This is a genomic window from Clostridium sp. CS1-1, assembly GCF_056135525.1.
On sequence record NZ_CM148680.1, the window covers coordinates 2463797 to 2484393 of the forward strand.

Sequence of the window (20597 nt, forward strand, 5' to 3'; positions counted from 1 at the left end):
TAATTTTTCTAAGTAGTAGTTATTACCCTATTTGTCTGCCAAAGTTATACTCTAAACCTATTTATGTACTTTATATTACAACAAATACATAAGATTATTGTAACTTTTCAATGATTTATCTATATTTTGAACCTAAAAAACAAGCTGTGAATCTAACAAATTCACAGCTTATATTTTTGCCTTTATTAATAATTACTTTATACTTGAGTTCTAAATATCTATCCTATAAATAGACCTATAGTCATTATAAATATCTTAATTCCTCTATCATCTTTATAATTTAAACTTTTCTAAAGCTTTAACTATTTCTTTAGTCATATTAGTTAGTTCTAAAGCCGTTCCTGCTACTTCCTCTGAAGAGGCATTCATTTCTTCTGTGCTGGAAGCTATCTCCTCTGTGGAAGCAGATATTTCTTCTGAAACAGCCGAAGCACCTTCAAGCTTTTCTGCAATAATTTCCTTATCATTATGTATAGAACTCATAGCTTGATTTGCTTCAGTGATTTGAGGATTTATTTCCCTTATAGACTTTATAATACTCTCAAATGCCACTACAGCTGCACCTATAGATTTCAGCTGTTCTGACATCTCTTGACCCACTTCATCAGAAGTATTAATCATTATACTTGTCTCACCTGAAATCATATTTATCACAGAATTTATATTTTCTGAGGAAACCTTGCTTTGCTCTGCAAGTTTTCTTATTTCATCTGCAACTACTGCAAAGCCTCTCCCTGCTTCTCCTGCTCTAGCTGCTTCAATAGAGGCGTTTAATGCCAATAGATTGGTTTGATCGGCAAGCCCGTTAATTAGATTTGATATTTCATTGATTTTGTTAATACTTACTCCTAAATTACCTATCTTCTTAGCAAAATCATCAAACAAGCTATGTACTCTTTTAATAGACTTTATTAGATCATTCATTTTACTATTACTATCTTCAGCCATATGGACCGCACTGCTTGAACTTGAAGCTATATTAGACATGGATTCTATAACCTCTTCCAGCTGCTCATTGAATTTATTTAGTATTGTATTTGTATAAATTATTTCGTCTGCCTGATTGCTTGTCCCATGAGCTACATCTTGAATGGTTGCCGCTACATTCTGCGAACCAGATGCCATCTCTTCAGATATTGCACTTAAACTCTCAGCTTTATTTTCGAGTCCTGAAGCCTGATTTTTTATTGAATTTATCATTTCTCTAATGTTTTCTACGGTTTGATTTAAGGCCTTTTTCATTGCACCAAATTCATTTTTTTCATCACTATTTATAGAAATAGTTAAATCACCAGAAGCTACTGTGTTTAAATTTTTAATAGTTGCACGAATTGACTTCATTATAGTGCGAATTATTATGTATGCCAGTAAAAATAATACTACTAGAAGTATTACTGCTAAATAAAACACTATCCTGATGCTTTTTTGATAAACCTTATCGCTTTCAGCATCTTGATCTGCAGCCTTCTTTTCATTGTAATCATTTAGTACAACCATATCGCTCTCAATCTTATCTCCTAAGCTTATAAACTCTTTACGTTCTTCTTCTGTAACAGTATTTGAATTTGAAGAAAGTTGTTTGATTTTTCCCCAACTAGCCATATATTGTTCTATACTCTTTTGGATCTCATTAGCTTGATTTTTCTCAAATTCATCCAGCTTTGTGGCCTCAAATTTTTTCAAGTTATCATCTATTCTTTTATGATGTTCTTCAATTTCTTGTTCATATATACCATCATATTTTAAGACTGCCTTTTCAGCATTTAATCTTACTGCTAAAAATTCACTTCTAGCTGTTCCAAGTCTTGCTATTGGAATGAGTCTGTTTTGGTACATATCCGTCATATTGCTGTTTATATTATACATCCCAGATAAGCCCATAAAATTTGTTACTGCAACAGCAGCCACCGAAAAAAGTCCCAGAAAAATGATTATTGTTTTGATTTTAAGATTTTTCATAAATTTTTGCAATTATTTTCACTTCCTTAATTAATCATAAATTCTTCCTACCGTTTGGTAGTTTGAGTTTAAAAAATTTTATTTACCTTTTACTCCATAAATATACCAATCCCAGGCAGCTTTTATATCTTCTTCTTTATAAACTTTATCATAAATTATTGATTTCAATATGGTTGTGTTAACAAGCCAATAGAAGGACTCCATTAATTGGCTTACATCATTACATTTAAACTCTCCAGCTTCAACGGCACTTTCAAAGATTTTTTTATTATAATCATTTATATTCTTACGCATTTCCCCTATTTCCAGATCGTTACTTATTAATTCCTTAATATCTAGGCTAGGAAAAAAAGTAAACCTCATGAGAAACTTACTTGCTGATTTATTTTTGCTAAGGTACTCTATTTCCATTTTAAACAGACGATAAAGCTTCTCCATAATGGTATTGTCATCCTGCATTAGTACTTTAACATTTTCAATACATTTTACAAACTCAATAATTTCATGTCTAATAAGTTCTAAAAATAATACCTCTTTACTTTCATAATGTCCGTAAAAAGACCCCTTTTTTATCCCAACCGCTTTGGCTATATCATTTATAGCAGTGCCTTGATATCCATGCTCACCGAAAAGTATAATTGCATTCTCTTTAATTAGTTCTCTTGTACTCATATTCCACCTCAATGCCTTCAAAATTTTCATCTGCTCTTTCGATTTAATTCATGGTAGCAACTTTTAATCCAAACTTTTGAATTAAAACTATTGTCTTTTTAACTACCTACCGATTGGTAGACTCAATGTAAAAATTATATTATATAACAATGTATTTTTCAACCATATTTTATCCGATGACTACCCGCTCTAATACTCCCACCTTGAAGAAAAGCAGAGATTTTGGTTCTCTGCTTTTCTTCAAGGTGTACGTTTCGAGCGGGTACGTCCCTTGATAACGACTTCTGAGTGGCAAAGCCACTAAGAACTCTGTTTATCAATATATACTATTTTATAGTATCTTGCGACAATTAATGCCATTAAAAATAATAAAAGGTTATTTCGCCTAATGATAAAGTTAAGAACTAACTATCTTTAATAATGGTTTCTTCCACTATATATAAACTATTTTTCCCATTTGTTATCATCCGTAAAATTTACACTTTTGACAAAGTGAATTTTCACTTACATTTCAACGTTAGAATTAAAGCCAATGCTTATTTTTAAGCATTGGCTTTTTACATAAAAAGATCTGACACATACTCTATCATTATTTGTATCGATTTTTCTTGAATGAATGGTCCGTTGTAGTTGTAAGTCTTTTAACATTTATCTAGGTATAGATGTTAATATCTCCATAAACTCGTCACCCATTATAGTTTCTTTACGAATAAGATGAGCTGAAATCTTGCAAAGTGCTTCCATATTAGCTTTTAAAAGACTTATAGCCTTTTCATAGCAACCGTTAATAATTTGAAGAACTTCTTTATCAACTTCCGTGGATGTCTCAGTAGAACAAGTCTGAACTGGCCTTCCATCTAGATATCTATTTTGTATGGATTCCAGCCCCATCATTCCAAATCTATCTGACATACCATACATAGTTACCATCTTCCTTGCAAGCTCCGTAGCTCTTTCAATATCATTTGAAGCTCCTGTAGTTATCTTGTTAAAGGTAACCTCCTCAGCTGCTCTACCAGCTAAAAGGACTACTATTTGCTCCATTATTTCATCTTTAGAAAGAAGAAACTTTTCTTTATCTGGCATCTGCATTGTATAACCTAGTGCTCCCATTGTTCTAGGAATGATAGTAATCTTATGCACTGGCTGTGTTTGCTTTTGTAATGCAGCTGCAAGTGCATGGCCTACCTCATGAAAAGCAACTAAGCTTTTTTCTTCCTCTGTCATAATCCTGTCTTTCTTTTCCTTACCAGCAATAACAGTCTCCACAGCTTCGAATAAGTCATCTTGTCTAACCTCATCTCTGCCCATTCTTACCGCTCTTAAAGCTGCTTCGTTTACCATATTAGCAAGATCCGCTCCTACAGCACCTGCAGTAGCTAATGCTATTTCCCCAAGATTAACTCTACTATCAAGCTTAACATTCTTTCCGTGGACCTTAAGTATCTCTTCCCTGCCTTTAAGGTCAGGCTTATCCACAATAACTCTTCGATCAAACCTTCCTGGTCTTAAAAGAGCTTTATCCAGTACCTCTGGTCTATTAGTTGCAGCAAGTATTACAACACCTTTTGAAGAATCAAATCCATCCATTTCAGCTAAAAGCTGATTTAATGTTTGTTCACGCTCATCATTTCCACCAATCTGGTTATCACGGCTTTTCCCTATTGCGTCGATTTCATCGATGAACACGATACAAGGGGCATTTTTCTCCGCTTGTTGAAATAGATCTCTGACTCTGGAAGCACCAACCCCTACAAACATCTCTACAAAACCTGAACCTGATAAAGAAAAGAATGGTACATTTGCTTCTCCTGCTACTGCTTTAGCAAGCAATGTCTTACCTGTACCAGGTGGTCCCACGAGTAACGCTCCTTTAGGAAGCTTTGCTCCAATCTCGGTGTATTTTGATGGTTTATGAAGAAAATCAACTATTTCAGTAAGAGATTCCTTTGCCTCTTCCTGTCCAGCTACATCATTGAAAGTAACACCGGTCTTTTTCTCAATATATACCTTTGCATTACTTTTTCCAAAAGACATAGCGCCTCCGCCACCCATTTTTTTGCCTAAAGATTTTGTTATGAGTGTTCCTAGGAAATAGAACATAGCAAAAGGCAATATCCATGAAAGTATAAAGGTTAAGATAGGTGACTGCATATCTTTAACTGGTGTTGAGAATTTTACTCCAGAAGCATGAAGCCTCTCTACTAGTTCAGGATCATTTAAAGCTCCTGTGTAGTAAATTTTCTTATCACTAGCTGAAGATTTCTCAGTAATCTTTGGAGTTATTAAAATCCTATCATCCTTAATCTTTACTGATTCTATCTGCTTATTTTGAATCATTGTAAGAAACGTACCATAGTCGATTTCTTGAGAAGCTGATCGCGAAAACCAGGTTATCATCACATTTATCATCAACGTAATAATCAAAGTAACTACAATATAACTCGCTAAACTCTTTTTGTTTTGCAATATATTTTCCTCCTTGAAACTTATTTGTTATTCTTATCCTATTCATACATATTATCCTAGTCATTTCCTTGACAAGTATTTTTGGGTTTGATAAGATTAACATACCGTCCAGACGGTATTAATTAGTTATTATAATATAACATAAATAGTAATTTTATTAAAGAGGGAAAATTGTTAATTTTTTAAAAAGGAGAAGTTAATATTATGAACAGTTCAATAAAAAAAAGAATCCTTGATGTTGCAAATAAAGTTATTGCAGAAAAAGGTCTAAATTGTTTCACCTTAGATGAGGTTGCAAAAGAGGCTGGAATAAGCAAGGGAGGACTGCTGCATCACTATCCAAGCAAGGATAAATTAATCAAAGGACTTGTAGAGAATTATATTGATTTGTTCCAGTCTAGGGTTTCTGATAGAGAGAGAGCTCTATCAGAAGCTTCTCCTTATAATTGGATGATGTCTTTTATTTGTGAACAATTTAATCAATGCAAACTTGACACAAACACTATGTACGGTATTCTTGCAGCAGTTGCTTCAAATCAAGACCTTCTTCATCCAGTACTTGAAAAACGTAAAGAATGGTTTGAAAAGATTAATGAGTGTAAAGATCCCATTATGGCACTAGTGATAAGTTTTGCTTGTGACGGTATAGCATTTTCTAACCTTTTAGGATTAGAAGTGTTCCCAGAAGATACAAAAGCTAAACTTATGGAAAGGCTCATTGATTTATCAAAGGAATGTTACTAATTTATTAAAATTTAAGCCAATGCTTAGTATTGTTAAGCATTGGCTTTTGAATTATCCTTTGTTTTTAAGTGTGTAATAAGTTTATTGTTGAGTTCCATAATCTTTAGCTAAACTGTTCTGCATCCTTAAGTTTTTTAGCAAAATCCACTTGTGAAAGAGAATATACAGCTAGTGCCGCCCATATAAACCCAAAGCTTATCATATCCACCATTGTAAAAGCTTCATGATACATAAAAATTCCAATAATCAAGCTTATTGTTGGTGAAATATATTGAATGAAACCTAGAACTGACATAGGAAGTCTCCTTGCTCCACTTGCGAAAAGCAGCAGTGGAATAGCTGTAACTACGCCAGCACCTATAAGTAGAAGAATTACTACCGTACCTTCTCTGTCAAAAGCACTTACTCCACTAAAATGCCTTGATGCTATATATGCTGCAGCAATCGGAGTGAGCATAGTTGTTTCGAGAGTTAGTCCAACTATAGAATTAGCCCTAACTGACTTCTTCATTGCTCCATATAATCCAAAGGAAATAGCTAGTCCCAAGGAAATCCACGGAATACTGCCATATTGTAGAGCTTTGATTATAACACCAGTAGCAGCAATAAAAAGCGCAGCCTTTTGCCAATAAGTAAGCTTTTCCTTGAAGAACATAACTCCTAGTGCAACTGAGAATAATGGATTAATATAATACCCTAGGCTAGCGTCTACAATCTTACCTGAATTAACAGACCAAATATATAATCCCCAGTTAAAGGCAATAAGAATTGATGCAATAAATATATATAACATTTGTTTTTTATCCTTTGCAATACGCTTTAACTCTTCCCATTGTTTGGTTACTGCGATAACTACAACCGTAAATACAAAGGCCCACACAATTCTGTTAGCTAAAATCTCCATTGAAAATACACTATTTATTAATTTCCAGTATATAGGCAGAATACCCCATAATATATATGCAGCAGCTGTATATACTACACCAGCAGTCTTTTCATTATGCATTTATCTTCCCCCTCTTCTTCATCCATCTTTCACTTTCAAAAATGCATGTACTGTTGAATAATTTTCCTACTTATCTTTTCTATGATACTATCTCTGAAAAACAGCACTTTTTATATTATATCTTAATAAGCTGCTAATTTAAATAGTATTAATATACTTTTTAACTCCTGCTTTTTCCATAAATAATTCAATAAAGTTAGACTGATAATTACTAACAATGTCATGTTGCATTTATTGGAAGGATTTCTATGAGTACATCTATTAATTGCCTTACTTCTTGTGCAGTTTATAAGCACACTAATAATTATATACTTTATGTATCATACAAACTTTTTGCACAGTTTATTCTGATATACATAATATATACTGAAAAAGATATATTTGTAGATAAAAGAATAATCCAAATCCTAATTAGAACGATACTAAATTATTATTTTATTATTAGACAAGCTATTTAATAAATTTAAGAAGGTGTAATCTATGACGCAAGAAAACGATATTTATACCACAACTAACACACAGTCTAAGTATCCTGAAGTAGTATCTATTCCTATCTCCCTAGAAAAGTCTTTGCAAGGTCAGTATTTTGTAGGACAAACAAAATCTTTATTTGTAGGCAATGGTTCAAATGCATGGGCTGGTTTATTCAATCCATGTAATTCGCACTTAAATTTATACGTAAATGTTTTCACTATCTCTAATTTTTCCAATGAATATTTAACTGCTGAAATATGGCTTAATACTAATCCACCTGGAAAAGGAAAAATATCAAATAAAATTAGTCCAGCAAATACAGCTTTAATACCACCCCCAAAGAATAAGGTTCAAATTAGATATGTAGAATCTACCGATGAACTTCCTCAAGGAGGAGTCAATATATATAAAAGAATAGTGCCTCCAAATACAACTTTGGTTTCTGAGGAAGATGGGAAGTTTATAATACCCCCTTGTGGGAACTATGTAGTCTTTTTAAAATCATCAAGTTCAAAACTTAATAAAGCTATAGTTGCATTTGGATGGTGGGAACAACCAAGATGATAAATGGCGTGAAGTCTGAACTTCAATATAAATATCTTTTATTAATTAGAATTTCAACCCAAACTTACCATCATATATTCCTTGAATAAGGACATTAATCATGTTATTATAATCTCACAACGAGCAAACAACTTATTTAAAAATAGAATTCGTGCTAGATGGGGAGCCAGCGGTGCCCTGTAACCTGCAACCCGCTACAGCAGGATTGAACTCCCACTTAGGCTTTAATTTGCTGAGTCTGCCTGATCAAAGTGGTACTGAGAATTGGGTCCCATGCAGCAGAAACTCATGAAATCCGTCAGGTCCGGAAGGAAGCAGCGGTAAGTGATAACTTCTGAGTGCCGTGGAAAAACCTGATTTGAGCTAACTGGGTCTGAAGCGTTAGTAGATTACTGTCGACGGTGGGTGCACGATGTACATAAATTATATTTTCTGGAATACTCGTTAAGCTCTTATTTTGAACCTACATTTATGCTTTGGGAGTCCGATAAGTTAGATGAAGAAATGTACCCGTTTGTGAGTCCGCCTGCGGCATTATGGGCGATTGAAACATCTATGCTGACACCCACCTATTGAGAGATAGGTGTCAAAATTAGAGTACCGATATTTTGGATATAAACTTTAGATATTAGTTACAATACAGCTCAATAGCCTTTTTCCATACAAGATACCCCTTACCATTTACATGCAGCCCACCAATAGTATATTCAGGATTAAGTTTATTATTTTCTACCGCAAATAGAGAATATAAATCTACATAGTTGACTCCACTGCTATCGCAAAGTTTAGCTAGCTCCTTATTTAGATTTATTATCTCCTCATTCTTTGTGGCAGTTTTAAATATATCCTTATTTATGGGAAGTAGACTTTGAACGTATATTGTAGTTGATCCAGAATTCTCCTTTATAAAATCTAATATTTTTTTATAATTATATATTATACTCCTTGTACTTCTTCCCTTTCCGATATCATTTATTCCTATCATAATAAAAACCTTCTTTGGATTAAGCCTTGTAACTTCACTTAGTCTATTCAAAACACCATCTGTAGTATCAAGACTAATTCCTCTATTTATTATTTCATTACTATTGAATAATTCACTCCAATCACATATATCAGTCAAACTATCTCCTAAAAACACTATTTTTCCCTTGCCGCTATCTGAAGCCATAAAGCTTGTTACTTTATTTATGTAATACTCACTATAGATATCTTTACTTAAATTTATATTATTTAATTGAGATTTAACAGTTTCATTTTCTGCTAGTGCTTTTGAAGTTACATTATCAACCTTATCCGATTTTTCTAAATCTACGCAAATTGATTGATTGAATAATATAAGCGCGGTAATTAATATTAAGGTTGTTATCCTATTTATTCTTTTTATCCTTTTTTTCTTTTTTTTCGTTTTTTCCCTTATTGTCCTTTTCATACTTGTCTCCTGTATAGAGTATATTTATTTCACTTATTTCCTTTACTGCATAATATTCTACATATTTGTACATAATCCTCCATTTATCTTAAACAGTTATGGATAAACATAACTGAAACTAAACTTAGATCGGATATTTCGATAATAATTATTCCTAAATACCTTTTAGTTATCGTATCACTAGTTCCTTACTAAACGCCTCAAATGCCCTTTATCCGATGACTACCCGCTCTAATACTCCCTCGCACTCTGTGAAAGCGACTATCACCAAATCGGAGATTTGGGATATCTGCTTTTCTACAAGAGTACGTTGCGAGCGGCTACGTCCCTGGATAACGATTTCTAAGCATCAGGTGGAGTTAAAACTCCATCTGATTCCAAGAACTCTGTTTATCTCTTACTTTGAATATTTAACTGTACAAATAATAAAAGTGCCTTCAATTTGTATATATACTGAAGACACTTGCATAGAAATTGGAATAAAACTGACTTAATATTATAATACTAAGCCAGTTTTATCTTAAGATATTTCTACATCTATTATATTATTTTTAGAATAATCCGCTTATTACTCCACTATTGTCAACATTAATTTTTTCAGCTGCTGGAACTTTTGGAAGTCCTGGCATCTTCATTATTGCTCCAGTTACTGCAACAACAAAACCAGCTCCTGCTGAAACTGTTACTTGTCTTACAGTTATATTAAATCCTGTTGGTCTTCCAAGCTTAGTTTGATCATCAGTTAAAGAATACTGAGTTTTTGCCATACAAACTGGAGTTTTTCCAAATCCATTTTTCTCTAGTTCATCAATTTCTTTATTAGCTTGATCTGCAAATGTAACATCATCTGCACCATATATCTTTTGAGCTATTGCTCTTATTTTCTCTCTTATTGGTAGTTCTGAGTCATAAGCAAATTGGAATTTATTTTCTCCAGCTTCAATTAATCTTATTACTTCCTTAGCTACTTCAACTCCGCCTTCTCCGCCTTTTGCCCAAACTCTTGAAACTTTAACATTAACACCTAGCTCTTTACATCTAGCTTCAACTAAGTCTAATTCTGCTTGACTATCAGTTGGGAATTCATTTATTGCTACTACTGCAGGTAAGCCAAATACCTTAGTTATGTTTTCAACATGTTTTAATAAGTTTGGAAGTCCTTTTTCAAGAGCTTCTAAGTTCTCATTGTTTAATTCAGCCTTTGGAACTCCACCGTTATATTTTAATGCTCTAACTGTAGCAACTATAACTACTGCATCTGGTTTTAATCCAGCCATTCTACATTTTATATCTAAGAACTTTTCAGCACCAAGGTCAGCGCCGAATCCCGCTTCTGTAACTACATAATCAGCAAAGTGAGTTGCCATTTTTGTAGCCATTATTGAGTTACATCCATGAGCTATGTTTGCAAATGGTCCACCATGTACAAATGCTGGTGTTCCTTCAAGTGTTTGAACTAGATTTGGCTTTAATGCATCTTTAAGTAATGCAGCCATAGCACCTTGAGCGTTTATTTGTCCAGCTGTTACTGGAGCTCCACTTCTTGTATATCCTACAACTATTCTAGCTAATCTCTCTTTTAAGTCATCGATATCGCTTGCTAAACAGAATATAGCCATGATTTCTGAAGCAACTGTTATGTCAAAGCCATCTTCCCTTGGCATTCCATTAACTTTTCCGCCCATACCATCAACAACAAATCTTAATTGTCTGTCGTTCATGTCAACGCATCTTCTCCAAACTATTCTTCTTGGGTCAATGTCTAAAGTATTTCCGTGATATATATGGTTGTCTATCATTGCTGCCAATAAATTGTTAGCTGCTCCAATTGCATGGAAGTCGCCAGTAAAGTGTAGATTAATATCTTCCATTGGAACAACCTGTGCATATCCGCCGCCTGCTGCTCCACCTTTTACACCAAATACTGGTCCGAGTGACGGTTCTCTTAATGCAACTATTGTATTTTTACCTATTTTTGATAAAGCATCCGCTACACCTATTGATGTAGTAGTTTTTCCTTCACCTGCTGGTGTTGGATTGATTGCTGTACATAATATCAGTTTTCCATTTTTTCCTGGCGTTTTGTTTAATAAGTTGTAATCTACTTTGGCCTTATATTTTCCATAAAGTTCTATGTCGTTCTCTGAAACACCTATTTTTGATGCAATTTCCCTAATATCTTGTGGTTTACACTCCTGTGCTATTTCGATATCTGATTTAAAAACCATTTTTAAAATACCCCCATCTCTATTTTTCTTTTATTTTTTCATTTCTATTTTAACCTGGCTTACGCCAAGTAAGCCATGCATTCGCAGCTCTAAAATCCAGATATGGCAAAAGAATCACCATATGAATTAAGATCTTGCTTCAATTAAAGATGTCCAGGAGTTACAAAAAAATATAAAACCCCCTGGACTTTTGCCCAGGCGGTCGACATTTTTACTTTGCAATCACACTCCCTGTGGTAAACTCCACTTCCGCCAGTTATGTGACTCTTCAGTTTAAAAAATAAAAGTTATTTTTTAAACATGCATTTAATTGTGAATTCTTTGACTATATTTTATATTTTAAACGACAATGTAAATTATGTCAATTGGTAAATGTAAATAACTTGTTTTAGCAAAGAACAATGATTTTATATGGAGTAGTTTGGGCAGGTATACTCATGGTTGTAGCTCCGTAGACAACAATTAGATTTCTATTTCCAGGGTATTTATTAAAAAGCTGATCGTTTGTCAGAATTACCTCAGTAGATGGGGCGATATTTAGTTTTAGATTTCCATCGCTGCTTATAAGTTGATTATCAAAATAGTCTACGGTAACATTTTCATACCCTGTGTCTTTTGCCATAACAATTGCAGGATATTGCGGAGGATAAATTAAAGGTACAGGTGCGTTTGCATCGTAAAATCCAGTTACAACATCTCCTACCTCTACTACTTCATGATCTACAAAGTAAGTTGTCGGGGATATCACAAAATTTACTGGTCCACTGGTTTTGCTTTCGAGTGACATTAACTTATAGCAGCCTCCTGATACATCACTTGGACTAGGAGAAAAATCTTCAATTCTTGTAACGGTACCACTTATGGCTGCAAATCTTTGTGCCATGTTTCTCCACTCTGCATCGAAGGATGGGTAGGTAGCCTGATTCATGTAGTAAGGACAATAGGGAAATTGTCTATTAAGCATATAATACTCCTTTATATTGATACGGTTAAAACCTCACCATTAATAGTATATGAGACATTCTGAGAGTTGCTACTCAGTATATATGAACAAGGAGCAAGCTCGGCATCTATTTTTCTATTAGTTTTATGAGATTTGTATTCAATATTTGAAATGCTGGAGACTTATTTAGGATTTATAACCTAAATTTACTATGAATATACCCCTTGAATAGGTACATTAATTATGTTATTATAATCTCACAACAAGTAAACAACTTATTTAAAGATAAAATTCGTGCTAGATGGGGAGCCAGCGGTGCCCTGTAACCTGCAATCCGCTATAGCAGGATTGAACTCCCACTATAGGCTTTAACTGCTTAGTCTGCCTGATCAAAGTGGTATTGAGAATTGGGTCCCATGCAGCAGAAGCTCATGAAATCCGTCAGGTCCGGAAGGAAGCAGCGGTAAGTGATAACTTCTGAGTGCCGTGGAAAAACCTGGTTTGAGCTAACTGGATCTGAAGCGTGGGTGGAGTTATTGTCAACAGTGGGTGCACGATGTACATAAATTATAAGTCATCCAGCTAAGTTTTGTTTAAAATGATTAACTCCTCGCGGATGACGTACAAAAGTTAATAAACTCTGTTTCTGAAATACTCGTTAAGCTCTTATTTTGAACCTACATTTATGCTTTGGGAGTCCGATAAGTTAGATGAAGAAATGTACCTGTTTGTGAGTCCGCCTGCGGCATTATGGGCGATTGAAACATCTATGCTGACACCCACCTATCGAGAGATAGGTATCAAAATCAGAGTACCGGTATTTTGGATATAAACATTAAAAATCAATCCAATGCTTAGTTCTTTAAGCATTGGCTTTTTAGATTTAACATAATTTTAGTATAGATTATGTTATCACAAATTTTATCCGATGACTATCCGCTTTTTACTTAACTTAAAAACATACTTATTTCTATTTTATAAATTCATTAAATTTATAATTTAGTCTTATAAAATCATTAGATGTTTCTAAGAATATATCTAAGTATATTATTTCTGAATGACAAAACTTTATTATATCTTTTTCAGCAATATCTCTTTTATAATAATCATGTGTAAATCTATTTCTAAGAGTAATACATTTAATCATAAAATCACGAAGAAAGTCGTCCATTAGTCCAAAACTTGCCGCTGACTTAACTAAGTCCACTCCACTTAATCTTGGGTTATACCTATCATTAATCACTAAGTAAGTTTCACAAATATCTATGATATATTCTGTAAAATCCGAAAAATATCCGGTCATCCCTCTTGCTATTATATCATTTGGTGATTCACAATATAATTCCACAGCCTTTCTAATCCTAATTAAAAAGTCATATGCACTATTAAATTTATCATTTATCCTCTCTTTTTTATCTCTATAATATACCACACTTTGATTCCCAATCCTTTCTAACTAGATTAATTAGATTTTCGTTAATTCTGTTAAATTTGCTAATATATAATAGAAAATCATAATGTAAATTCACATCAAAAATTATTTTATCTGTAAAATCTATGTAAATATCTGCAAACACTGTATCAAAATCATTTAAAGCTATAAAAGTAAAATGAATATTATCATATTGGAAATAATCTCTTAGTAATGGGGAATAGTATTCCTCTAATTTAAATTCCAAATCGAAACTTGAATTCTTAACTAGTATTAATATATCAATATCACTTCTTTCCTTATGCCAAAACTTGGTATTGTAACTACCAAATAAGGTTAAAGAGATTATATTCTCATCGCATCGTGGCAAACTGGTAGATGATAACAACTTATTATTTTGTATATCGCCACCCATGAAACTCCCCCCTAATCAAAGTATCTATAATTCTTCTCGTACATTTTTATTTATTCTTATAAGTTAACAAAGTCATACAATTTACATATCTTGTAGTATTTCAAATTAATTGTAGCACATATTCGTTCTTTTAATCAATTAACATTAATTCCTTATAATTGAACAAGCTAATTAATAAATTTAAGGAGATATAATTTGTGATGCAAGAGGACGATATGTATACCACAACTGATACCCGAGCTAAGTATCCTGAAATAGCATCTATTCCGACCTCTCTTGAAAAGTCTATGTAAGGTAAGTGTTTTGTAGGACAAACAAAAACTTTATCTGTAAGCATTGGCTTTTCTTAAAATTCTTTGACATAAATAAGTAATTTTCATATAATAGTAAAAATAACCTTTGTATAAACCCAATAATATGGTTTGGGTGTTTCTACTATACTACCATAAATAGTATAACTATAAAGATTTAAATCCACGAAGGTTAAATATTTTCAAAGGTGGACTAGAGCATGGATAAAAATACTTTTAAGACTCAAATTAAAGCAGCCGCAAAAAAGGAACTATGCGACTTAGTAATAAAAAACGTTAATATAGTAGATGTATTTCAAAACGAAATATTTACAGCAGATGTAGCCGTAAAAGATGGATACATTGTAGGTCTAGGAACTTATGACGCGCAAACAGTTATAGATGGAACCAGTAAGTATATTTGTCCAGGCCTTATTGATGCTCATGCTCATATAGAATCTTCTCTAACAACTCCGAATGAGTATTATAAGGCAGCACTTATTCATGGAATAACCTCGATAATTACAGACCCTCATGAAATAGCGAATGTCATGGGGATTGAAGGAATAAAGCTAATGATAAAACTAAGTGAAAATCTTCCCTTGGATTTTTATTTCATGCTTTCTTCCTGCGTGCCAGCAACAAGCCTTGAAAACTCAGGTGCTGTTTTAAACAGTGAGGATTTATCCACATTATATAATAATGAAAAGGTGTTAGGCCTAGCGGAGGTAATGAATTCACCAGCGGTTTTAGAGTGTGAAGAAGATATGATTAACAAACTGTGGGATGCAAGGGAAAGAGGCCTAGTTATAGATGGCCATGGTGCGGGATTTGAAGAAACAATGCTTAATGTTTATACTACCGCAAATATTACAACAGACCATGAGTGCCAAAGTTCACAGGAAGTTGTCGATAGATTAAGAAGAGGTATGTATGCACTTATAAGAGAGGGCACTGTAGCAAAGAATCTTAAGGAATTAATTAAAGCAACTAATATAAGTAATTCAAGAAGAGTTTGCTTTTGTACCGATGATAAGCATATAGATGACCTGCTTGAAAACGGCAGTATAGATAACTCCATTAGGATGTCTATCAATCTTGGTATAAAACCTGAGAATGCAATACAGATGGCCACCTTAAACACCGCAGAGTGCTACAAGCTGAAGTACAAAGGGGCAATTGCGCCAGGATTCACAGCAGATTTTATAATATTAGAGGAACTTGAAAACTTTAAAATAGATTCCGTTTATAAAAACGGTAACCTAGTAGTTAAAAATGGTAAAATTCTAAATGTAGTTCCTGAAAGTAATTTTATATATGAAAATAAAAATAGCATAAACCTACCTGAACTCACGAAAGAAAGCTTTAAAATTGGCTTAAAGGATAAAAGCATACTAAATGTTATTGAAATAATACCAAATAAGTTAGAAAGCAATCATTTAAGGCTTAATATAAGTGAATTAAATAATAAGGAAGAATTTAACTCAGATATAAAAAAAGACTTGATTAAAATAGCTGTCATTGAAAGACATAAAGGAACTGGGAACATTGGACTTGGAATTATTAAAGGTTTGAATATAAAATCAGGCGCAATAGCAACAACAATAGCTCATGATTCTCATAATATGATTGTTGCCGGTTGTAGTGATGAAGATATGATTTTTGCAGTGAAAAAACTTAAAGAAATAGGCGGAGGTATAATCGTTGTTAACGATCAAAAGGTATTGGCTAGTATTAAGCTCGAAATTGGAGGACTTATAACAATCCGTAAGTCACAGGAAGTAATATCTGATCTTTATTTACTAAATAATGCAGTAAATGAGATTTCACCGGGTATTAGTTTTAATCCGTTTTTAACTTTATCCTTTTTGTCTCTTCCGGTAATTCCTGCTCTAAAGATAACTGATAAGGGATTATTTGATGTTATAGATTTCAAATTTATAAATGCAGCAGAATAATAGGTTATATCCAAAGCAGCTTATTATGACTTTCAATAATAGTTGTTCTTGGGAAATATAATATAAAAACCTCTAATTAACAGTTAGATATAAAATGTACCTTATAGAGTAGACTTTTTTTAGTGTCTACTCTATAAGGTACATTTTATTTTTAAGCATTGGCTTTGAAAGTACGTAGTAGGTACAAAATCATACTCGTATTGCATTTTATCATTTACATTTACAACATACTACCTCTTCCAACTTATTATATATTCTGCGTTATTTTCATTTGTAGATAAGGATTTATTAAACTGCCACTCACCCTTTAATCCATACTCCCTAGCAGTTAACTCGAAATGGCACATTGCAATACCCATATCTATTTTTTGTATATCATACTCTAAAGCAGCACCGTATCCTTTTGTACGTTGTAAATAAAAATGAAAACTATCCTCATCCTTTACTATTCTCCAGGGCTGCTTATTAGAGGCTGATGGAGCAAGGCGTACCATCTCTAAAGCTATTGAATACTCATTAGCCTCTTCCTTTGATAAAGTCTTTTCAAAGTTACCATCGTAGAAAAGTTCATTCCAAGCTTTTCTGTTTTTTGATCCTGAAGCTAGCCTAAATAAGGAATCAACTATACTTCTATTTTCGCTGGGATTACCGATAGGAGTTACTATTGGAAGCAATTCGCTATCTTTTAAATCTATTGCTTTAGCAAATTCACCCTTTTTAAATGTGCCTCCAAGCCAGCAAGTTCCAACACCTAAGGAAGTACAGTATAATATAAGCTTTTCCATTTCGTATCCCAGTTCTTCCATGTTTCTATCTTCTTTTTCTACCGCAGAAGCTATAAAAGATGTGGCTCCTTTGATAACACCATAAGTACCCAATTTTACGCTTGAGCCTGAAGGCGTCTTATTACTGCCGATTATTTTAAATCTAACTTTAGAACTAAAAGGACCTTTTAAATCAGTACAAAAGTTTATTAATTTTTCTTCTATTTCTTTTGAGATGGGTTCGTTCTTATAAGTTCTAACAGATGTTCTGATTTTTATAATATCTGAAATAGATCTATCGAATAGTTGAAATTGTTCATTTTCCATGTTTATTTATATCTCCCTAATTTATTCTTTTTTAATTATACCAAACTTTGTTTAATTATAGTGTAGTTATAACTTTAAACTTTGATAGAATTCATGCAATTAAGCCAATGCTTATTAAGCATTGGCTTTTAGCTTTAACATTTCTAAAATTCAATATGATAATGTGATTTTACAATACCACAATCTATTTTTTAAGGCTAAGTATAAAATACCCTACCACTTTCCGCAAAATCTTTAACTTTATCTAAAATATACTGCACTAACTTGTCTTTGTTTTTCCACTTATAAGCGTACCCCTTAAGATCTGGTACATATTCTTTTATAATCTGTATTAATTCTCCATTGGAGAGATAATTAAGTTTGTCCTTTAATTTTCTTTCTCCCTCTTTTCTATAAAACACAATTGGGTCAAATAAGGGTTTATCTTCTGTGATATTTTCAATTTTTTTAACAAAAGAGCTATCCCATTCTATAGTAAACTTTACCTTAAAATCTTTTATATGTTTATATTCCTTTTCAATATCTTTAATAAAATTTTCAACTTCTTCTATTTTCATTATAATACTTTCCGAGTTACTAATATCCTCTTCTTGTTTACTATTAAGTATATACTGAATCATTTTTTCCTGTTCTTCTATTTTAAACTTTAATTTATTTATCTCTTCATTAATATAATCAGCGCCTGTTTGGCTTTCATCTATGGCCTTCGCTCCATTGTCTAGAGTTGATGTTTCTATAGCCTTTTTTACCTGTCTAACATATTTTAAACTAGCTCCAATTTTACTTGCAATCTCCTTGTCTTCCATTCCAAGTTCGAATAATTTAATTATTTCATTTTTTTTACTCATACAAACCTCTCTTTTAAATTGCTCTACTAATAAACTTGGCTGCTAAGGCCACGGTTGTAGTAGTTTTACCAACTCCACCCTTTAAATTAATTATGCTAACGATTTTAGCCATTGGCTCCCCCATTAAGTAAATTACTCACCATATCTATATTATTATTTAGGGAACTTAACTATGCATGTGATATCGTTAAACTAATAGCGTATTTGAAGAGAAGCCAAATGCAAACCGTATCAGTCAATAACTTTTCAAATGAAGCTGACTCATGTTAATCCTGATGAAGTCAATTGTCTATCCCTCCTTTTTCTACTCTAAATCCCTATATTTGCTGCTGAATAGCCTCAATATCATTATTGATTTTATTAACATCGATTGAGTTTATTGTAGCATCATTTAAGTTATATTTTTGTTTTAACTTCAGTATCCTGTATACGCTCTCATTTATCCTTTCCATAGAAATTGTGCCATTTCTTGCTGCATTTATTAAAGCATTAATTACTTTTTCTTCATAATCATAACTATGGGCCACTAAAACTATATCGCTTCCTGCATTAACTGATATAACGGCAGCATTGCTTATATCGTAGTATTTGACAATTGCACCCATTGTTATATCATCAGTAATAACTACACCCATGAAGCCTAATTGCCCTCTTAAAATATCTGTAATTATTGTCTTCGATAACGAAGCAGGATATGCCGAATCAATTTTATATAATAATATGTGGGCAACCATTACTGCATCTGCTCCATTATTGATTGCAGCTTCAAAAGGTATCAATTCAAAGCTTTTAAGCCTGTTCAGATCATTGCTGACAGCTGGCAGTCCTACATGAGAGTCAACAGATGTATCACCATGTCCTGGAAAATGCTTGACAACTGGGATTACACCACCAGCCTGGATACCTTTCATGGTCTGTACACCCAATTTGCTTACAATTTGAGCATTGGAGCCAAATGATCTGTCTCCTATTACAGGATTGTTGGGATTACTGTTTATATCCAAGACAGGTGCAAAATCCATGTTAAAGCCAAATGCTTTTGTTTCTTCCGCTATGGTATATCCAATCTTATAGGAAAGCTCACCATTGTTCACTTTCCCTATTACTTCATTAGAAGGAAACTTTCTAAACCCTGAAGGCATCCTGCTTACCCTTCCGCCTTCCTCATCAACCGATATAAATAAAGGTATTTTATTTATACGATTAGTAATCTTTATATAGTTTATTAAAGCTAAAAGCTGGCTCGCGTTCTTCACATTATATCCATATAAAATAAAGCCGCCAACATGATAATTTCTAATCAAAGACCTGACCTGGTCATTAACTTCATAGCCATCGAATCCTACTACAATCATTTGACCAATTTTTTCTTCCAGTGTCATTTCACTGATCAACTTTGCTATAGGATCGTATACCGGCACGCAAAGCTTTTGTCCAATAAATATTGCATTGGGATTTGCTATCTGAGGATTCGCAGACAATAATTCTTGAATGGTTACAGAATATTTACCGGCTATTGAAAACAAGGTATCTCCACTTTTTATCGTATAAGTAGAATGCCCTGAGGGACATCCAAGAGGTATGCATATATGTTGCCCAACCGAAAGATAATTGGGATTGATTCCCGGATTTGCTTCCAGGATACTTGCAAGGCTCACATAATGTGCTAGAGCAATTTTATATAACGTATCTCCTGGTTTAATAATATAGGAATACTGGTTTTGTGGACACTGCCTGTTGAGATGATACAGCATAAAATTTTCACCACTTTCACATGTCTTTCTATGCTATATTATGTTCTCTATTAAGGAACTGTTACGTATAGCAAATATTATTTTCCCAATATTATTCGAAAAATAAATTTTTTCAAAATAATTAATAAAGTACCCCCCTAAATTTTGGAATTAGTTCGAATTAATATATAGGGGTATTATTCTATATTATGATAATCATGGGATAAACCTTACTAATTTAAACTATTTATTGGTGGTGATATACATTAAATTAAAAACTCTTAACCAACTTTAAAATTTACTATACCATTCGGATAACCTGGTGTTTAAACACTAAAG

General features: G+C 33.0%; 17 protein-coding genes, 4 other RNA genes and 2 riboswitches. Of the genes, 7 read left to right on the forward strand and 14 right to left on the reverse strand.

Annotated features, from left to right (window positions below; all coding sequences use genetic code 11):
- Window positions 1-273 precede the first annotated feature (273 nt).
- From AC0N0V_RS11570 to ftsH, 3 genes are all read right to left on the reverse strand, one after another.
- On the reverse strand, window positions 274-1959 hold the full coding sequence (locus tag AC0N0V_RS11570) for a methyl-accepting chemotaxis protein (RefSeq protein ID WP_474464287.1): 1686 nt from the start codon (window positions 1957-1959) through the stop codon (window positions 274-276).
- 78 nt (window positions 1960-2037) lie between these two features.
- A complete protein-coding gene (locus AC0N0V_RS11575; protein ID WP_474464288.1) occupies window positions 2038-2631 on the reverse strand; it encodes a TetR/AcrR family transcriptional regulator in 594 nt (197 codons plus the stop codon).
- A gap of 648 nt (window positions 2632-3279) precedes the next feature.
- Entirely contained in the window at window positions 3280-5103 is a 1824-nt protein-coding gene (gene ftsH, locus AC0N0V_RS11580) for an ATP-dependent zinc metalloprotease FtsH (RefSeq protein WP_474464515.1), read from the reverse strand.
- Between the two features lie 201 nt (window positions 5104-5304).
- Between ftsH and AC0N0V_RS11585 the strand changes: the two genes are divergently transcribed.
- The gene (locus AC0N0V_RS11585; RefSeq protein WP_474464291.1) at window positions 5305-5844 is read left to right on the forward strand and encodes a TetR/AcrR family transcriptional regulator; all 540 of its coding nucleotides are present in this window, start codon (window positions 5305-5307) and stop codon (window positions 5842-5844) included.
- A 103-nt stretch (window positions 5845-5947) separates the two neighbouring features.
- Here the strand turns inward: AC0N0V_RS11585 and rarD are convergent, their stop codons facing one another.
- Complete coding sequence (gene rarD / locus AC0N0V_RS11590) at window positions 5948-6850, reverse strand: EamA family transporter RarD (protein ID WP_474464292.1); 903 nt, start codon at window positions 6848-6850, stop codon at window positions 5948-5950.
- A gap of 480 nt (window positions 6851-7330) precedes the next feature.
- Here rarD and AC0N0V_RS11595 point away from each other — a divergent pair, with 480 nt between their 5' ends.
- The 3 genes from AC0N0V_RS11595 (at window position 7331) to ssrS (AC0N0V_RS11605) (ending at window position 8507) form a co-directional block, all read left to right on the forward strand.
- Window positions 7331-7888, forward strand: coding sequence for a DUF6143 family protein (locus AC0N0V_RS11595; protein ID WP_474464294.1), 558 nt, complete (start codon window positions 7331-7333; stop codon window positions 7886-7888).
- 149 nt (window positions 7889-8037) lie between these two features.
- An RNA gene (gene ffs, locus AC0N0V_RS11600) (signal recognition particle sRNA large type) lies at window positions 8038-8301 on the forward strand.
- Between the two features lie 13 nt (window positions 8302-8314).
- Window positions 8315-8507, forward strand: a non-coding RNA gene (ssrS, locus tag AC0N0V_RS11605) — 6S RNA.
- 9 nt (window positions 8508-8516) lie between these two features.
- Here the strand turns inward: ssrS (AC0N0V_RS11605) and AC0N0V_RS11610 are convergent.
- From AC0N0V_RS11610 to AC0N0V_RS11625, 4 genes are all read right to left on the reverse strand, one after another.
- Window positions 8517-9320, reverse strand: a complete 804-nt coding sequence (locus AC0N0V_RS11610; RefSeq protein WP_474464297.1) for a GDSL-type esterase/lipase family protein — start codon at window positions 9318-9320, stop codon at window positions 8517-8519.
- Window positions 9259-9393, reverse strand: coding sequence for a hypothetical protein (locus tag AC0N0V_RS11615; RefSeq protein ID WP_474464299.1), 135 nt, complete (start codon window positions 9391-9393; stop codon window positions 9259-9261). Before AC0N0V_RS11615 ends, AC0N0V_RS11610 begins: the two co-directional genes overlap by 62 nt.
- Before the next feature lie 478 nt (window positions 9394-9871).
- Window positions 9872-11548, reverse strand: coding sequence for a formate--tetrahydrofolate ligase (locus AC0N0V_RS11620; protein ID WP_474464301.1), 1677 nt, complete (start codon window positions 11546-11548; stop codon window positions 9872-9874).
- Window positions 11549-11733: 185 nt separating this feature from the next.
- Window positions 11734-11818, reverse strand: a riboswitch (ZMP/ZTP riboswitch).
- Window positions 11819-11936: 118 nt separating this feature from the next.
- Window positions 11937-12512, reverse strand: a complete 576-nt coding sequence (locus AC0N0V_RS11625) for a hypothetical protein (RefSeq protein ID WP_474464303.1) — start codon at window positions 12510-12512, stop codon at window positions 11937-11939.
- Between the two features lie 271 nt (window positions 12513-12783).
- Between AC0N0V_RS11625 and ffs (AC0N0V_RS11630) the strand changes: the two genes are divergently transcribed.
- An RNA gene (ffs, locus tag AC0N0V_RS11630) (signal recognition particle sRNA large type) lies at window positions 12784-13048 on the forward strand.
- A gap of 83 nt (window positions 13049-13131) precedes the next feature.
- Window positions 13132-13324, forward strand: a non-coding RNA gene (ssrS, locus tag AC0N0V_RS11635) — 6S RNA.
- A gap of 137 nt (window positions 13325-13461) precedes the next feature.
- Here ssrS (AC0N0V_RS11635) and AC0N0V_RS11640 read toward each other — a convergent pair.
- Entirely contained in the window at window positions 13462-13923 is a 462-nt protein-coding gene (locus tag AC0N0V_RS11640; protein ID WP_474464305.1) for a hypothetical protein, read from the reverse strand.
- Window positions 13910-14338, reverse strand: coding sequence for a nucleotidyltransferase domain-containing protein (locus AC0N0V_RS11645; RefSeq protein WP_474464307.1), 429 nt, complete (start codon window positions 14336-14338; stop codon window positions 13910-13912). The genes AC0N0V_RS11640 and AC0N0V_RS11645 overlap by 14 nt, the downstream gene beginning before the upstream one ends.
- A 379-nt stretch (window positions 14339-14717) precedes the next feature.
- Window positions 14718-14819, forward strand: a riboswitch (purine riboswitch).
- Window positions 14820-14849: 30 nt separating this feature from the next.
- On the opposite strand from AC0N0V_RS11645, the gene ade reads away from it, so the two are divergent.
- Window positions 14850-16586: an adenine deaminase gene (ade, locus tag AC0N0V_RS11650; RefSeq protein ID WP_474464308.1), complete on the forward strand. Its 1737-nt coding sequence runs from the start codon at window positions 14850-14852 to the stop codon at window positions 16584-16586.
- 230 nt (window positions 16587-16816) lie between these two features.
- Here ade and AC0N0V_RS11655 read toward each other — a convergent pair whose 3' ends face one another.
- The 4 genes from AC0N0V_RS11655 to nagZ form a co-directional block, all read right to left on the reverse strand.
- Window positions 16817-17677, reverse strand: a complete 861-nt coding sequence (locus AC0N0V_RS11655; protein WP_474464311.1) for a nitroreductase family protein — start codon at window positions 17675-17677, stop codon at window positions 16817-16819.
- A 197-nt stretch (window positions 17678-17874) separates the two neighbouring features.
- Window positions 17875-18525, reverse strand: a complete 651-nt coding sequence (locus AC0N0V_RS11660; RefSeq protein ID WP_474464313.1) for a hypothetical protein — start codon at window positions 18523-18525, stop codon at window positions 17875-17877.
- 13 nt (window positions 18526-18538) lie between these two features.
- Window positions 18539-18637, reverse strand: a complete 99-nt coding sequence (locus tag AC0N0V_RS11665; protein ID WP_474464314.1) for a ParA family protein — start codon at window positions 18635-18637, stop codon at window positions 18539-18541.
- A 205-nt stretch (window positions 18638-18842) separates the two neighbouring features.
- The gene (nagZ, locus tag AC0N0V_RS11670) at window positions 18843-20279 is read right to left on the reverse strand and encodes a beta-N-acetylhexosaminidase (protein WP_474464316.1); all 1437 of its coding nucleotides are present in this window, start codon (window positions 20277-20279) and stop codon (window positions 18843-18845) included.
- Between the last annotated feature and the right edge of the window lie 318 nt (window positions 20280-20597).

Excerpts from the sequence above, each read along its gene's own strand:
- AC0N0V_RS11595 (WP_474464294.1), top strand. The coding sequence starts at position 7,331 with ATGACGCAAGAAAACGATATTTATACCACAACTAACACACAGTCTAAG.
- AC0N0V_RS11645 (WP_474464307.1), bottom strand. The coding sequence starts at position 14,338 with ATGGGTGGCGATATACAAAATAATAAGTTGTTATCATCTACCAGTTTG.
- AC0N0V_RS11660 (WP_474464313.1), bottom strand. The coding sequence starts at position 18,525 with ATGAGTAAAAAAAATGAAATAATTAAATTATTCGAACTTGGAATGGAA.
- AC0N0V_RS11625 (WP_474464303.1), bottom strand. The coding sequence starts at position 12,512 with ATGCTTAATAGACAATTTCCCTATTGTCCTTACTACATGAATCAGGCT.
- AC0N0V_RS11610 (WP_474464297.1), bottom strand. The coding sequence starts at position 9,320 with ATGAAAAGGACAATAAGGGAAAAAACGAAAAAAAAGAAAAAAAGGATA.
- rarD (WP_474464292.1), bottom strand. The coding sequence starts at position 6,850 with ATGCATAATGAAAAGACTGCTGGTGTAGTATATACAGCTGCTGCATAT.
- AC0N0V_RS11570 (WP_474464287.1), bottom strand. The coding sequence starts at position 1,959 with ATGAAAAATCTTAAAATCAAAACAATAATCATTTTTCTGGGACTTTTT.
- AC0N0V_RS11665 (WP_474464314.1), bottom strand. The coding sequence starts at position 18,637 with ATGGCTAAAATCGTTAGCATAATTAATTTAAAGGGTGGAGTTGGTAAA.
- nagZ (WP_474464316.1), bottom strand. The coding sequence starts at position 20,279 with ATGCTGTATCATCTCAACAGGCAGTGTCCACAAAACCAGTATTCCTAT.
- AC0N0V_RS11655 (WP_474464311.1), bottom strand. The coding sequence starts at position 17,677 with ATGGAAAATGAACAATTTCAACTATTCGATAGATCTATTTCAGATATT.
- AC0N0V_RS11575 (WP_474464288.1), bottom strand. The coding sequence starts at position 2,631 with ATGAGTACAAGAGAACTAATTAAAGAGAATGCAATTATACTTTTCGGT.
- AC0N0V_RS11620 (WP_474464301.1), bottom strand. The coding sequence starts at position 11,548 with ATGGTTTTTAAATCAGATATCGAAATAGCACAGGAGTGTAAACCACAA.
- AC0N0V_RS11615 (WP_474464299.1), bottom strand. The coding sequence starts at position 9,393 with ATGTACAAATATGTAGAATATTATGCAGTAAAGGAAATAAGTGAAATA.
- AC0N0V_RS11585 (WP_474464291.1), top strand. The coding sequence starts at position 5,305 with ATGAACAGTTCAATAAAAAAAAGAATCCTTGATGTTGCAAATAAAGTT.
- ade (WP_474464308.1), top strand. The coding sequence starts at position 14,850 with ATGGATAAAAATACTTTTAAGACTCAAATTAAAGCAGCCGCAAAAAAG.